The following is a 14,425-nucleotide window of genomic DNA, read 5'->3' as shown; positions in this document are numbered from 1 at the left end:
TCCGGGTTGACGGGGAGATTGGGCTGGCCGCGGACGATTCAAGACCAGCGCGGGCACATCTCTTGCGTTGGCTCAAACCTCTCACATGATCCATTGGTGAAACCATGGATCATTCCTTCAACAAACGAGTCGGTCCCCTGTCCCTGTTGCGGGTACGCTCGCTTTTTTCCTCGGAGTTCTGCCCCATGTCCCTGCCTTCTGTCTTTCGTCCGGGCCTGATGCGCCGCACCTTCGCACTCGGCGCGCTGCTGGTCGCCGCCGGTCTGGCCCAGGCCCAGTCGACCGGTCCGATCCGCCTGCTGGTCGGCTTCCCGGCCGGTGCCGGCACCGACGCGCTGGCCCGCACCATCGCCGACAAGCTCAAGGACGAGCTGGGCACTCCCGTGGTGGTGGAGAACCGCGCCGGCGCGGGCGGACAGATCGCCGCGCAGTACCTGAAGACCGCGCCGGCCGACGGCCACGTCTTCTTCGTGTCGCACGACCACACGATCTCGATCCTGCCGGCCGTGACCAAGAACCCCGGCTTCAACCCCGCGGCCGACTTCACGCCCGTGGCCGGCATCGCCACCTTCTCCAACGTGCTGGCCGTCTCGGGCGGCACGCCCGCCAAGACGATCCAGGAATACGTCCAGTGGGTGAAGACCAAGAAGGACGGCAAGGACTCCATCGGCGTGCCCGCGCCGGGCTCGATCCCGGTCTTCCTGACGCAGCTGATCGGCAAGAAGTACGGCATCGACGTGCAGGCCGCGCCCTACCGCGGCGGCGCGCCGCTGCTGGCCGACATGATGGGCAACCAGATCGCTGCCGGCATCGCGGGCGTGCCCGACCTGATGGAACTGCAGCGCACCGGCAAGGTCCGCGTGGTGGCCGCCATCGGCGCCAAGCGCGATCCGCTGCTGCCGCAGGTGCCCACCTTCACCGAACTCGGCTTCGACAACCTGGACGACTATCCCTGGTACGGCGTCTTCGCCCCCGTGGGCACGCCCCAGCCCGTCATCGACAAGTTCAGCGCGGCGCTGCAGAAGGTGCTGGCGCAGCCCGAGACCAAGAAGAAGCTGGTCGACATGGGCCTGCATGTGAACTACGAGCCGCAGGGCCAGTTCGCCGGCCGCGTGCGCAGCTATACCCAGACCTGGGAACGCATCATCAAGGACAGCGGCTTCCAGCCCCAGTGAGCCGGTGGGCCGCGCCTGCGCGGCCGACGGCACCGACGTCCCACTTGCCCCGCGGCTTCCGGCCCGGGGCTTTTTCATGTCCGCCCTCGGTCGGGAAGGTCGCGGGCTGCCGGGCAGGCCCACCCATGCACGGGGACGAGGCCGGCCCTCTGACAGAGCCAAGCGCCGCCCGTGCCACTCGTCGCGCCATGAAAACCGCTCGTCGGAAATGTTAATGAACGTCAACCGAAAGCGTTAACACCCGCCCGACGCCACGTTAAGTTCGAGGAATATTGCACTTGTTTGCAATATGAAGAATCTTGACGTGACCTCCTCGCACTGCCCCCTCTCCTCCTCCGGCCGCCTACGGCGCCCCGCGTCGGCGGGCTTCACCCTCATCGAGGTGATGATCGTCGTGGCCATCGTCGGCATCCTGGCGGCGATCGCCCTGCCCGCCTACTCGGACTACGTCCGCCGCGGGCGCATCCCCGAGGCCACCTCGAACCTCGCCGCCTACCAGGGGCGCATGGAGCAATGGTTCCAGGACGCCAAGACCTACTCCGCGCCCGGTTCCGCCACGGTCTGCGGCGCCATGCAGGCGGCGGTCACGCTGAAGTACTTCGGCCTGAGCTGCACGCCCGGCGCGGCCAACACGAACGGCTCGACCACCACCTACACCCTCACCGCCATGGGCTCCGGCAGCATGGCTGGCTTCACCTACACCGTCGACCAGGACGGCAACAAGACGAGCACCATCACCGGCGTCTCCGGCTGGACGGCCGCCACGCCCAACAACTGCTGGGTCACCAACAAGGGCGGGATCTGCTGATGCAGCGGGGGCGTCGGCGGGGCGCGGGGGGCATGAGCCTGATCGAGCTGATGGTGGGCGTGGCCCTGCTGGCCATCCTGCTGGCGCTCGCGGTGCCCGCCTTCGGCGACTGGATGCGCAACGCCCGGGTGCGCACCACGGCCGAGTCGCTGCGCGCCGGGCTGCAGCAGGCGCGCGCCGAAGCCATCCGCCGCAACGCCAACGTGCGCTTCCAGCTGGTGACCACCCTGGACAACGGCTGCGCGCTGAGCACCAGCGGGCCCTTCTGGGTGAGCAACGCCGGCGCCTCCGTGTCGCCGGCCTCGGGCTGCGCCGGCGCCATCAGCGCGACCGTCTCGCCCTTCCTGATCCAGAAGAGTCCGGTGGTGAGCAATGCGACCAGCGACATCACCCTGACCGCCAGCGGCAGCGGCGTGATCGCCTTCGATCCGCTCGGCCGCATGACGGGCACCACCAACCCCACCGTCGCGACGCCGGCGCAGTTCACGGTCGACCTGGGCAGCAGCGGCGGCAGCTGCATCGCCCAGGGCGGCAACGTGCGCTGCCTGCGCATCGCCGTGAGCGTCAGCGGCGACGCGCGCCTGTGCGACCTGACCCGCACCACCACCAACGACCCCATGAAATGCTGACCCCGGTGCACACCCGCGCCCGCCGCGCCCGGCCGCAGCAGGGCGCCACCATCATCGAAGTGCTGGTCGCGCTGGCCATCTTCGCCATCGGCATGCTGGGCATCGCCGGCCTCTATGCCACGGCCGTGCGCCAGGCCTCGGGTGCCGAGTACCGCACCACCGCGGCCATGCTGGCCAACGACCTGATCGGCCGCATGTGGATGAGCGACCGCACCGCCGCCACGCTGCAGGGCAACTACGGCAGCAGCGGCAACGGCGCCGGCTATGCCAGCTGGCGCGCCGCGGTCACCAACTCGGGCCTGCCCGGGGCGGACAGCAGCACGCTGGCCCCCACCGTCACCTTCAGCACCGTGAGCGGCGGCGGCACATCGCCCGTCAGTACCAGCCTGGCCACCATCACCATCTTCTGGAAGGGCCCCGGCGATGCCACCGCCCACCAGTACGTCGCCCTGGCGCAGATGAAGCCATGACCGCCACCCGCCTTACCCTCCCTGCCCCCCGCACCGGGCGCCGCAGCCGCCTGGGCGGCTTCAGCCTGGTCGAGATCATGGTGGGCATCCTCATCGGCATGTTCGCCGTGCTGGTGATCCTGCAGCTGCTTTCTTCCACCAGCACGCAGCAGCGGCTGGCGGGCAGCAGCGGCGACGCGCAGATCAACGGCGCCATCGCCTCGCACCTGCTCAGCCGCGAATTGACGCAGGCCGGCCTGGGCCTGAGCGCCTACACGCTGCTCGGCTGCTCGCTGGGCTACACCACGACCGGCGATGGCGCGGCCGTGACGCTGGGGGCACTGGCGCCGGTGACGGTCAATCCCGCCACCTCGCTGGTGCCGGCGGGCGACGCGAACACCGACACGCTGCTGGTCATCGGCGGCGCCTCCGGCAGCCCGTCCGAGGGCGACGCGACCCTGGCCGTGAGCACATCGACCAGCCTCACGGTCAGCACGCCCACCAGCTTTGCCGTCGGCGACTGGGTGGTGGCGGCCGGGACCACGCGCGACAGCAGCTCGGCCTGCGCACTGCGCCTGGGCCGGGTGACGGCCATCTCCGGCTCGGCCCTGACACTGACCTCGGCGACAGCCAGCCTGCCCCTGAACAGCGGCGCCTACAACCTGGGGGCCCGGCCGAACATCCATGCCTTTGCCGTGCGCAACGGCAACCTGACCATGTGCGACTACTTGGTCAACAACTGCGGCAGCAGCAGCGCCACCAGCAACAGCGCGGTGTGGGTGCCGATCGCCAGCAATGTGGTGAGCCTGCGTGCCCAGTACGGCCGCGACACCAGCGGCACCAGCAGCACGCCACCGGTCATGGACGGCGTGGTCGACAGCTTCGACCAGACCACGCCGGCGAGCGGCGGCACCGTGCCGCTGTACTGCGGCTGGCTGCGCGTGATCGGGCTGCGCCTGGCGCTGGTGGCACGCAGCCAGCAGTACGACAAGGCGCTCGTCACCACGGCCGCGCCGACCTGGTCGGGTGCCACGGCCAACACCAGCACCACGAGCACGCTCGCCACCGTCACGCCCACGGCCGCCCCCATCGACCTGAGCGGCAACAGCGAATGGCAGCACTACCGCTACAAGACCATCGAGGTGAGCATCCCGCTGCGCAACATCATCTGGAACGGCAACCAGCAGAGCTACCAGGGGGGCAACGTCAAATGCTGAGCACGCGCCGGCCACGCCGCGGCCAGCGCGGCTTCATCATGGTGATTGCGCTGGTGGCGCTGGTCATCATGACGCTGGCGGCCCTGGGCCTGATGCGCACTGTCTCCACCTCGGCCACCATCGCAGGCAACCTCGCGTTCGAACAGGCGGCCGCGACGTCGGCCGACCGCGCCGTCGAGGCGGCCATCGCGTGGCTGGAGAACAGCACGGGCAAGGCCAGCGTGTCGGGCCTGGGCACCTGCAGCACCGGCACCACGGTGCTCGCCTGCGACCAGAAGGCCGCCGGCTATGCGGCAGTGCGCACCGACCCGGCCAGCGGCCAGACCTGGACCACGGTCTGGAACACCCTCGTCGCGGCCGGCTACACCGCCGTCACGCTGAGTCCCGCCCAGGACAGCGCAGGCAACACCCCCGCCTACCTGATCCAGCGCATGTGCAGCACGGCCGGCGATGCCTCCAGCACCAACGGATGCAGCGCCTCGCCGCTGGCGCTGGACACCTCCAGCAGCCGCAAGGCCGGCAGCCTGGCGCCTCCGACCAACGCTCAGGTGTACTACCGCATCACCGTGCGCGTGGCGGGGCCGCGCAACACCGTCTCCTTCATCCAAGCCATGGTGGCGCTATGAATGCATCCCTTCGCCGTCACGTCGCGCGCGCCCGCAGCTGGCGGGTGCACCTGGGCCTGCTGGCGCTAGGCCTGGTGGCGCCGGCGCTCGGCGCGGTGACCGACCTGGCCACCGCCCCGCTGGAAACGTCGAGCGCCACGCTGGTCAAGCCCAACATCCTGTACGTGCTCGACAACTCCGGGAGCATGGTGTGGGACTTCATGCCCGACTGGGCGGGCGACTATGCCGGCAACGATCCGCTGGTGCGCAACAGCCGCTTCAACGGCGTGTACTACGACCCGGCCATCACCTACTCGCCGCCGCTCTACTACGACGGCAGCAGCTATCCCAGCATGACGGCGGCCAACACGTCGAGCTGGACGCGGGTGCCCTACGACGGCTTCGGCGCCATGTCGACGAGCAACATCCCGAACACCGGCACCACCAACCTGTTCACCAACTCCAATTCGGGCAGCACGCAGAACCTCACCAGCCAGGCCTACTACTACACCTTCGTGCCCGGCGAGTACTGCACCGCTGCCAACCTGCGCACCTGCAACACGCAGAACGCGCCCTCGACGACCTACCCCTTTCCGGCCTACCTGCGCTGGTGCACGTCGGCGTCGCTGACCAACTGCCAGGCCTCGCGCATCGACAGCAGCAGTGCACCGGCCACCTACACCTGGGAACGCCCCGCCGGAATTCCAGCCACGGCAACCATTTCAGTCTCGGGCTTCGCCTTGTTCACCAACACCAGCGTGAGCAGCATCAAGGTGAATGGGCTGGAGATCCTGTCGGGGACCACCTCGGGCAGCACCAGCACCTCGACCGTGGCCTCGCGTATCGCCGCCAACATCAACAACTGCACGGCCGCCGCCACGGGCAACTGCCAGGTCTCGGGCTACAGCGCCAGCGTGAGCGGCAGCACCGTGACCGTGAACGCGGCGAGCGGCGGCACGACGGCGACGCCGGTGGTCACCAGCTCTGGCGTGCTTTCGGTCACGCCCTCCGCCTTCAGCGGCGGCACGCCCGGCAGCAACCTGCTGACGACGATCACGTCCAGCACGGCCACCTACACCTACCCCGGCACCACGACCCGCGCCAGCACCCGCACCGACTGCACCACCAACACCACCACCTGCACCTACGCGGAGGAGATGACCAACTTCGCCAACTGGTGGGCGTACTACCGCACGCGGATGCAGGCCATGAAGAGCGCCACCAGCATCGCCTTCAACACCCTGACGGCCAACTACCGGCTGGGGTACATGAGCATCAACAACAGCAGCGGCACCACCAACTTCCTGAACGTGGCGGACAACAACGCGGGCAGCGGCGGCCAGAAGCAGCTGTGGTACAGCCGCCTGACCACCGCCCTGCCCGGCGGCGGTACGCCGCTGCGCTTCGCGCTGTCGCAGGCCGGCCAGTACTACGCGGCCAAGGTGAGCAGCATCAACGGCGTGACCACGACCGACCCGATGCAGTACGCCTGCCAGCGCAACTACACGCTGCTGTCCACCGACGGCTACTGGAACGCCTCGACCGCCACCGGCCAGCTGGGCGTCACCGTCACCGGCGGCGCCATCGGCGATCGCGATGGCGCCGAATCGCGGCCCTTCCTGGACGGCAACGCCATCGCCGACACGCTGGCCGACGTGGCCGAGTACTACTACGTCACCGACCTGCGCGCCTCGGCCTTCGGCAACACCACCAACAGCGCCGGCACCGACGTCTCGAGCAACGCCTACGCCAACAAGTGGCAGAACATGGTCACGTCCACGATCGGGCTGGGGGCCTCGGGCTTCATGCTCTACGACCCGGACTATGCCAACGCCACCAGTGGCGACTATTTCGACGTGGCCAATGGCACGCTCACGAGCGGCAGCACCCAGACCGCCGGCACCTGCATCTGGCAAAGCTCGGGCCGCTGCACCTGGCCGGCGCCGGTGGGCGACACGCAGACGGCCATCGACGACCTCTGGCACGCCGCCGTCAACGGCCGCGGCACCTACTACAGCGCCGCCAACGCCGCCGACATCAAGGCCGGACTGAGCAACTTCCTGAACACGGTGGACGCCACCACCGCCAGCTCCGCGGCCGTGGCGCAGAGCGCCCAGGTGCTGAGCACCAGCACCAACAGCTACACCTACTCGGCGACCTTCTGCTCGGGCAAGTGGTTCGGGGACCTGGCACGCTACCCCGTGGATGCCACCACGGGCGCGACCGGCACCACACCCGACTGGTCGCTGTCGGGCGCGGGCAGCGACTGCGCGAGCAACTCCGGCGCCCTCACCACGGCGCCGCTGCTGGACAACACGACCTACACCGCCCGCACCCTCTTCACCTATGACGCGACCAACAACGTCCGGGTGAGCTTCGACTGGAGTTCGCTCACGCCGACGATGCAGGGCTATTTCCAGATCGCGTCCATCTCGTCGATGTCCCAGCTGTGCACGGCCGGCACCAGCTGCCTGCCGGCGGACCAGCGGGTGGACAGCACGCAGGCCGGCACGACCACCGGCGCCGGCGGCCTCAACCTCGTCAACTACCTGCGCGGCGACCGCAGCAACGAGGGCACGCCGCGCACCCGCTACTACCGCTCGCGCACGCATGTGCTGGGCGACATCGTCAACTCGGCGCCGGTGTACGTGCAGGCGCCCCTGCGCAATTACGCGGACACCGGCTACGCCGCCTACAAGTCCAGCCAGGCCTCGCGCACCGGCATGGTCTACGTGGGTGCCAACGACGGAATGCTGCACGCCATCAATGCCGGCACCGGCGCCGAGGCCTGGGCCTACATCCCCTCCGTGCTGCTGCCCAATCTGTACAAGCTCGCCGACAAGAACTACGCCGCCAACCACAGCTATTTCGTCGACGGCCAGATCACGCAGGCGGACGTGTACGCCAGCGGCAGCTGGCGCACGATCCTGGTGGGTGGCCTGGGCGGCGGCGGCCGTGCCTACTGGGCGCTCGACGTGACCAACCCGGCCTCGCCCACGGTGCTGTGGGAATTCGGCAGCAGCAGCGTGCTGCCCACCAGCCGCCGCGACGACGACGTGGGCTTCACCTACGGCGCCCCGGTGGTGACCAAGCTGTCGGACGGCACCTGGGTCGCCATCGTCAGCTCGGGCTACAACAACCTGTCGCCCGGCAGCGGCCAGGGCACGATCTGGGTGCTCAACGCCGTGACCGGCGCGGTCATCAAGAAGATCGGCAACGGCCTGGGCACCAGCGGCACGGGCACGGTCACCGGCTGCTCGGCAGCGCCCTGCCCCAGCGGCCTGTCGCAGATCAGCGCCTGGACGGACAGCACCGTCGACAACACCGCCACGCAGGTCTACGGCGGCGACCTCTACGGCAATCTCTGGCGCTTCGACCTGCGGAGCCTGACCGCCAGCGGTGGCACCGTACCCGTGCAGCTTTTGGCCGTGCTGACCGATGCAGCCAACACCCGCCAACCCGTCACCACCACGCCCGAACTGGGCCTGGCAGCCGGGCAGCACGTGGTCTTCGTCGGCACCGGCGCCTACCTGGGCGTGACCGACGTGACCACCACGCAGGCGCAGACCATGTACGCCATCAAGGACCCGCTGACCACGAGCACCAGCGCCCTGTTCAACACGCCCCGCACCAACGCCTGCACCACGGGTTCCACCATCAACTGCTTCATGCCGATCACGCTGACCGACAACGCCGGCACGCGCACGGCCAGCAGCCTGGCGAACACCACGATGGACTTCCGCACGATGAACGGCTGGTTCGCCGACCTGCCGCGCTCGGGCGAGCGGGTCGATGTGGACCCGATCCTGTACGCGGGCACGCTGGTCTACGTGTCGAACACGCCCAGCAATGCCGGCGCCTGCACCACGGGCGGCTCGAGCTTCATCAACTACGTGAACTTCGCCACCGGCCTGGCGGTGACGGGGACCACCAACGTGGGGGCGCTGCTGTCGAGCGCCGGCGTGTCGAGCGCGGCGACGCTCTCGATCACGCCTTCGGGCCGGATCGTGGCCACCACCAAGGATTCGACCGGCGCGGTGAAGATCACGACGGTGCCCACCTCCACCACCGCGGCCGGCACCCGCCGCATCTCCTGGCGGCGGCTGCAGGACGGCTCCTGAGACGCGTGGATGCCGACAGGCGACCCGGGCCGGTCCGTTACACGACCGACGCCCGCGTGGCGCTCATGCGTTCGGCAGGTCCAGCCCCCACCGCGCCAACGCCCGGTCGTCGCTCACCCGTGCGTCGACCCAGCGGGCACCATCGGGCGTGGATTCCTTTTTCCAGAACGGCGCCTGGGTCTTGAGGTAGTCCATCAGGAACTCGCAGGCCTCGAAGCTCTGGCCCCGGTGGGCCGAGACCACCGCCACCATCATGATCTGGTCCGTCGGCTGCAGCGGCCCGACCCGGTGCACCACCCGTGCGCCGAGGATGTCGAAGCGCCGATGCGCCTCGTCGATCATGGCCTCGACGGACGATTCGGTCATGCCGGGGTAGTGCTCCAGCTCCATGGCCGCCACAGTGGCGCCGTCGCTGTGGTCGCGCACGGTGCCGACGAAGGCGCAGACAGCACCGACGCCGGCGTTGCCCGCCCGCAGCAGGGCCACCTCGGTGGTCAGGTCGAAGTCCTGGGTCTGGATGCGAACACGCGATGGGGCAGTCATCCGCCCATTCTGCCGCGCCCGATGTCGGCGGGCGGTGTGGCTAGCCCCGGGCGGGCGCGGGCGGGCGGGCCCAGGGTCGCTACACTCGCGCCCCATGGCCACCCGCTTCCTGTACACGCTCTCCGCCCGGCATCGCGCCCAGGCGGTCGGCGTGCAGCCGGCGGCTGCGACCAAAGCCAAGAAAGTCCAGCTCATCTGACCGGAGCTGCGGCTGCCGTCGTCGGATGAGCGACACGGCAGCCTCCGGGCGGCAGCAGCCGTCCTTGCGTTTCCCCTGTTGCCTGCATCCGCCCACGGCCTCGTCGTCGGTCGAAGCCTGTTGTTCAAGGAAAACGCGTGTCCTCTTTCTCCTCCCTCCTCTCCACCGATGCGGCATCGGACGCCGTCGGCGCATCGCCGAATGTTTCGCCGAGCCGCGACTTCTCGGGCCTCTGGGTACCGCTCGTCACGCCCTTCCGTGACGGTGCCGTGAACCATGCGGCCCTGGCAGCGCTGGCCCTGCGTCTGGCCGCGGAGCCGATCGCCGGCTTCGTGGTCTGCGGCTCCACGGGCGAAGCCGCGTCCCTGGGCCATGCCGAGCAGCAGGCCGTGCTGGCCACCATCGCCGGCGTAGCACCCGGCGTGCGTCGGGTGCTCGGCATCTCCGGCTACCACCTGGGCGACACCGCGCAGCGGCTGCGCGCACTCGTCGACGCAGAGCTGGCTGGGGTGCTGCTGCCTGCACCGCTGTACATCCGTCCTTCGCAGGCCGGCCTGCTCGACTGGTTCCAGCAGCTGGCCGATGCCAGCCCGGTGCCGGTGCTCGTCTACGACATCCCGTATCGCACGGGCAGCACGCTGGCCCGCGACACGCTGCTGGCCCTGGCCGCCCACCCGCGCATCGTCGGCATCAAGGACTGCGGCGGGGACTTCGGCAAGACCCGCGCCCTCCTCGCCGACGGCCGGCTGCAGGTGCTGGCGGGCGAGGACGCCCAGATCTTCCCCACCGTCGCCGAAGGCGGCTGCGGCGCCATTGCGGCCTGCGCCCACGTGCAGACGGCACGGCTGGCCCGCGTCATCACGCTGCTGCGCCAGGGCCGGCTGCTGGAGGCCCGGGCGCTGTGGCAGCCGCTGCTGCCGCTGATCGAAGGGCTGTTCGAGGCGCCCAACCCGGCACCGATCAAGGCGCTGCTGAGCGGCCGTGGCGAGATGGCCGGTGAGCTGCGCGCACCGATGACCAGCGCCGGTGCGGCGTTGACGGCGCGCCTGCTGGCGTTGGATGCGGCGCTGTCCAGCGGCGGCTGAGGTCGATCAGCATCATCGGGACACGACAGCGCCGGGCCGATGACGCAGAGGACGGTGGCAGACGCCCAGGGGCCGTTGACCGGCCCTAGCCGCCTGTCACGGGCGGAAAGAAGGCGACCTCGGCGCCGTCGCGCAGCGCGGCGTCGTCCCTCGCCATCACCTGGTCCAGCGCCAGCCGCACGGCGCGGCCGCGGGCCAGCGCGGCGGCATGCGACCCACCCCGTGCGATGAGTTCGTCGCGCAGGGCGCCGAGCGTTTCGGCCTGGGTCGTGATGGCTTCTTCGCCCGTGCCCAGGGCCTCGCGGATCGAGGCGAAATAGCGGACGCGGATGGTCTTCGTCATGCCAGCCACGCGCCGAAGGGGATGAAGCGCACCGTGTCGCCAGCCGCAATCGCCTGGCCGCCCGGGTTGTCGATCACGCCGTCGCCCCACACGGTGGAGGTCAGCACGCCCGAGCCCTGGTTGGCGAAAAGTTCGAGACGGCCGTCCGCGCCGATGCGCGCGCGCAGGAACTCGCGCCGCCGGTCGGGCCGCGGCCAGTCGAAGCCCGCCGTCATCTGCACCGCGGCCGGCACGGCCTGGGTGGCGCCCAGCAGCGCCATCAGGAAGGGCCGCACCAGCAGCAGGAAGGTCATGAAGCTGGAGACCGGATTGCCCGGCAGTCCGCAGACATGGCACAGCTCGATGCCGCCCTCTTCGAGCGCCGGCCGCGCGATGGTGCCGTACGCGAACGGCTTGCCCGGCTTGATGGCCAGCGCCCAGTGCTCCAGCGTGCCGAGCGACTGCACGGCGGCCTTCACATGGTCTTCCTCGCCCACCGACACGCCGCCGGTGGTGATGATCAGGTCGTTCTGCGAGGCGGCGGCGCGCAGGCCGTCGATGGTGGCCTCCAGCCGGTCGGGCACCAGCCCGAGGTCCTGCACCTCGCAGCCCATGCGCAGCAGCAGCGCGCGCAGGAAGAAGCGGTTGGAGTTGTAGATGGCGCCGGGCGGCATGGCCTCGGGCGCGATGGTGCCGGGCATGACCAGCTCGTCGCCGGTGGAAAGCATCGCCACGCGCGGCCGGCGGCGCACCGGCAGGCTGGCGAAGCCGATGCTGGCGGCCAGGCCCAGCGCCTGGGGCGTGAGACGCTGGCCGGCGGCGAGCACCACGCTGCCGCGCTCGACGTCCTCGCCAGCGCGGCGGATCCATTGGCCGGCCTGCGGCAGGTTCGTCACACGGACCCGGCCCAGGCTGCCCTCTTCGGGCAGGGCCTCGGTGTCTTCCTGCATGACCACGGCATCGGCACCGGGCGGGATGGGCGCGCCGGTGAAGATGCGCGCCGCCGTGCCGGCCGCCAGCGGCTCGCCCGTGCTGCCGGCCGGGATGCGCTGCGCCACGCGCAGCACCGTGCCCGGCGCGGCGCAGTCGGCGGTGCGCACCGCATAGCCGTCCATGGCGCTGTTGTCCGCCGGCGGCACGGTGAGCGCCGCGACGAGGTCACGCGCCAGCACGCGGCCATCGGCGTCGAAGGTGTTGTAGTCCTCGATGCCCGCCAGCGGCTGCGCCTGGGCCATCAGCCGGGCCAGGGCGTCGTCCAGGGGCATCAGCGGGCGGCGCGCAGCTGGCGCCGGGGCAGCGGTTGCGTCAGACATGGTGCTCGGGGTGGTAGACGAAGCGTTCGCCGCTCTGCAGCAGCCACTGCGCCACGCCCGCGGCATCGTCCAGGTCGAAGACCGGCAGGCCGGTGGGCTGGGGCAGGTTCTCGGTCGTGTCGGTGGCGATGGCGCAGACGGAATCGTCCAGCGGATACAGCGCCGGACGCGGCTCCTGGCCCGGCTCGATGCGGCGCATGACCTCGACCTTGTGCAGGTCGCAGTGCTTGAAGCCCTCGACCAGCACCCAGTCCACGCCGTCCCACAGTTCGGCCAGCAGGTGATGCACGTCGGGCTCGGTCGGCTGCTCGAACTCGCGCATCAGCGCCATGCGCCGGTCGGAGGCGACCACCACCTCGAAGGCACCCGCCTGGCGATGGCGCCAGCTGTCCTTGCCGGGATGGTCGATGTCGAACTTGTGGTGGGCATGCTTGATGACCGACACGCGCTGGCCCTGGCCGCGCAACTCGGCGATCACCCGCTCGACCAGGGTGGTCTTGCCCGCCCCGGAGTAGCCGGCAAAGACCACGACCTTCATGCGGCGCAGTGCTCGGCGATGTAGCGCTTGACCTGCTCGGCGTCGGCCGGCATGCGCACCACGCGCTTGGGCAGCGACTCGATGCCCTCGAACCTGGCCGGCCGGTCGGGCTCGCGGCCCAGGGCCTCGACGATGGTGGCGGCGAACTTGATGGGCAGCGCCGTCTCGAGCACGACCATCGGCACGCCGGGCTCAATGTGCTCGCGCGCCACCTTCAGGCCGTCGGCCGTGTGGGTGTCGATGAGCACGGCGAAGCGCTCGTCGGTGTCGCGGATGGTGGCCAGGCGGTCGGCATGCGTGCTGCGGCCCGAGCGGAAGCCGAAGCGGCCCGCCGCATCGGCGAAGACCGGGTCGGCGCTCAGGTCGAACTTGCCTTCGCGCGCCAGCGCGTCCTGGAACAGCGCCTTGGTGCGCGCGCCGTCGCGGCCCAAAAGGTCGAACACGAAGCGCTCGAAGTTGCTGGCCTTGCTGATGTCCATCGACGGGCTGGAGGTCTCGTGCGTGTCGGCCGCGCCGCGCACGCGGTAGACGCCGGTGCGGAAGAACTCGTCGAGCACGTCGTTCTCGTTGGTGGCCACCACCAGCTTGCGGATCGGCAGGCCCATCATGCGCGCCACATGGCCGGCGCAGACGTTGCCGAAGTTGCCCGAGGGCACGGTGAAGCTCACCTCGCCGCCCTGCGGGCCGGTGGCTTCGATCCAGCCCTTGAAGTAGTAGACCACCTGGGCCAGCAGGCGTGCCCAGTTGATCGAATTGACGGTGCCGATCCGGTACTGGCGCTTGAAGGCCAGGTCGTTGCTCACCGCCTTGACGATGTCCTGGCAGTCGTCGAACACGCCGGTGATGGCGATGTTGTGGATGTTGGCGTCCTGCAGGCTGAACATCTGCGCCTGCTGGAAGGGGCTCATGCGGCCGTCGGGCGAGGTCATGAAGACGCGCACGCCCTTCTTGCCCTTCATCGCGTATTCGGCGGCGCTCCCGGTGTCGCCGCTGGTGGCGCCCAGGATGTTCAGTTGCTCGCCGCGGCGGCCCAGTTCGTATTCGAACAGGTTGCCCAGCAGTTGCATCGCCATGTCCTTGAAGGCGAGCGTCGGGCCGTTGGACAGCCCTTCGAGGTAGACGCCGTCTTCCAGCTCACGCAGCGGCGTGATGTCGGCCGTGCCGAAGACTTCTTCGGTGTACGTCTTTGCACACAGCGTGCGCAGGTCGTCGGCCGGGATGTCGTCGATGTAGAGCGACAGGATCTCGAAGGCCAGCTCGTGGTAGGCCAGCGTGCGCCAGCGCGCGAGCATGGCGGCATCGACCTGCGGATAGCGCTCGGGCAGGTACAGGCCGCCGTCAGGGGCCAGGCCTTCGAGCAGGATCTCGCAGAACTTGCGGGGGGTCGGGTCCCCGCGGGTGGAAAGGTAGTTCATCGCGGC

At 69.8% G+C, this 14,425-nt stretch carries 13 protein-coding genes; 8 read left to right on the top strand and 5 right to left on the bottom strand.

The window, feature by feature from the left end; all coding sequences use genetic code 11:
- Positions 1-218 precede the first annotated feature (218 nt).
- The 7 genes from L0984_RS24845 to L0984_RS24810 all read left to right on the top strand — a co-directional run bounded on the left by L0984_RS24845 (position 219) and on the right by L0984_RS24810 (position 9,004).
- Positions 219-1,175: a Bug family tripartite tricarboxylate transporter substrate binding protein gene (locus L0984_RS24845; RefSeq protein ID WP_234197193.1), complete on the top strand. Its 957-nt coding sequence runs from the start codon at positions 219-221 to the stop codon at positions 1,173-1,175.
- Positions 1,176-1,479: 304 nt separating this feature from the next.
- A complete protein-coding gene (locus L0984_RS24835) occupies positions 1,480-1,983 on the top strand; it encodes a type IV pilin protein (protein WP_370646188.1) in 504 nt (167 codons plus the stop codon).
- Positions 1,983-2,612 carry a GspH/FimT family pseudopilin gene (locus tag L0984_RS24830; protein ID WP_370646187.1) on the top strand — a complete coding sequence of 210 codons (630 nt, stop codon included), beginning with the start codon at positions 1,983-1,985 and terminating at the stop codon, positions 2,610-2,612. Before L0984_RS24835 ends, L0984_RS24830 begins: the two co-directional genes overlap by 1 nt.
- Entirely contained in the window at positions 2,606-3,082 is a 477-nt protein-coding gene (gene pilV / locus L0984_RS24825) for a type IV pilus modification protein PilV (protein ID WP_234197019.1), read from the top strand. Before L0984_RS24830 ends, pilV begins: the two co-directional genes overlap by 7 nt.
- Positions 3,079-4,278, top strand: a complete 1,200-nt coding sequence (locus tag L0984_RS24820; RefSeq protein WP_234197018.1) for a PilW family protein — start codon at positions 3,079-3,081, stop codon at positions 4,276-4,278. Before pilV ends, L0984_RS24820 begins: the two co-directional genes overlap by 4 nt.
- The gene (locus L0984_RS24815; protein WP_234197017.1) at positions 4,272-4,904 is read left to right on the top strand and encodes a pilus assembly PilX family protein; all 633 of its coding nucleotides are present in this window, start codon (positions 4,272-4,274) and stop codon (positions 4,902-4,904) included. The genes L0984_RS24820 and L0984_RS24815 overlap by 7 nt, the downstream gene beginning before the upstream one ends.
- The gene (locus tag L0984_RS24810) at positions 4,901-9,004 is read left to right on the top strand and encodes a pilus assembly protein (protein WP_234197016.1); all 4,104 of its coding nucleotides are present in this window, start codon (positions 4,901-4,903) and stop codon (positions 9,002-9,004) included. The genes L0984_RS24815 and L0984_RS24810 overlap by 4 nt, the downstream gene beginning before the upstream one ends.
- 63 nt (positions 9,005-9,067) lie before the next feature.
- Here L0984_RS24810 and L0984_RS24805 read toward each other — a convergent pair whose 3' ends face one another.
- Positions 9,068-9,547: a molybdenum cofactor biosynthesis protein MoaE gene (locus L0984_RS24805; protein WP_234197015.1), complete on the bottom strand. Its 480-nt coding sequence runs from the start codon at positions 9,545-9,547 to the stop codon at positions 9,068-9,070.
- Positions 9,548-9,883: 336 nt separating this feature from the next.
- On the opposite strand from L0984_RS24805, the gene L0984_RS24800 reads away from it, so the two are divergent.
- Entirely contained in the window at positions 9,884-10,831 is a 948-nt protein-coding gene (locus L0984_RS24800; RefSeq protein WP_234197014.1) for a dihydrodipicolinate synthase family protein, read from the top strand.
- A gap of 85 nt (positions 10,832-10,916) precedes the next feature.
- Here L0984_RS24800 and moaD read toward each other — a convergent pair whose 3' ends face one another.
- The 4 genes from moaD to thrC are packed head-to-tail and all read right to left on the bottom strand — an operon-like array spanning position 10,917 to position 14,419.
- Complete coding sequence (gene moaD / locus L0984_RS24795) at positions 10,917-11,174, bottom strand: molybdopterin converting factor subunit 1 (RefSeq protein ID WP_234197013.1); 258 nt, start codon at positions 11,172-11,174, stop codon at positions 10,917-10,919.
- The gene (locus L0984_RS24790; protein ID WP_234197012.1) at positions 11,171-12,466 is read right to left on the bottom strand and encodes a molybdopterin molybdotransferase MoeA; all 1,296 of its coding nucleotides are present in this window, start codon (positions 12,464-12,466) and stop codon (positions 11,171-11,173) included. Before L0984_RS24790 ends, moaD begins: the two co-directional genes overlap by 4 nt.
- On the bottom strand, positions 12,459-13,004 hold the full coding sequence (mobB, locus tag L0984_RS24785) for a molybdopterin-guanine dinucleotide biosynthesis protein B (protein WP_076511829.1): 546 nt from the start codon (positions 13,002-13,004) through the stop codon (positions 12,459-12,461). Before mobB ends, L0984_RS24790 begins: the two co-directional genes overlap by 8 nt.
- Positions 13,001-14,419, bottom strand: coding sequence for a threonine synthase (gene thrC / locus L0984_RS24780; protein WP_234197011.1), 1,419 nt, complete (start codon positions 14,417-14,419; stop codon positions 13,001-13,003). Before thrC ends, mobB begins: the two co-directional genes overlap by 4 nt.
- Positions 14,420-14,425: the final 6 nt, after the last annotated feature.

The sequence above is a fragment of the Pseudacidovorax sp. NFM-22 genome (assembly GCF_021401245.1).
Taxonomy (GTDB): Bacteria; Pseudomonadota; Gammaproteobacteria; order Burkholderiales; family Burkholderiaceae_C; genus Xenophilus.
This window is presented reverse-complemented; position numbering and strand designations above follow the sequence as displayed.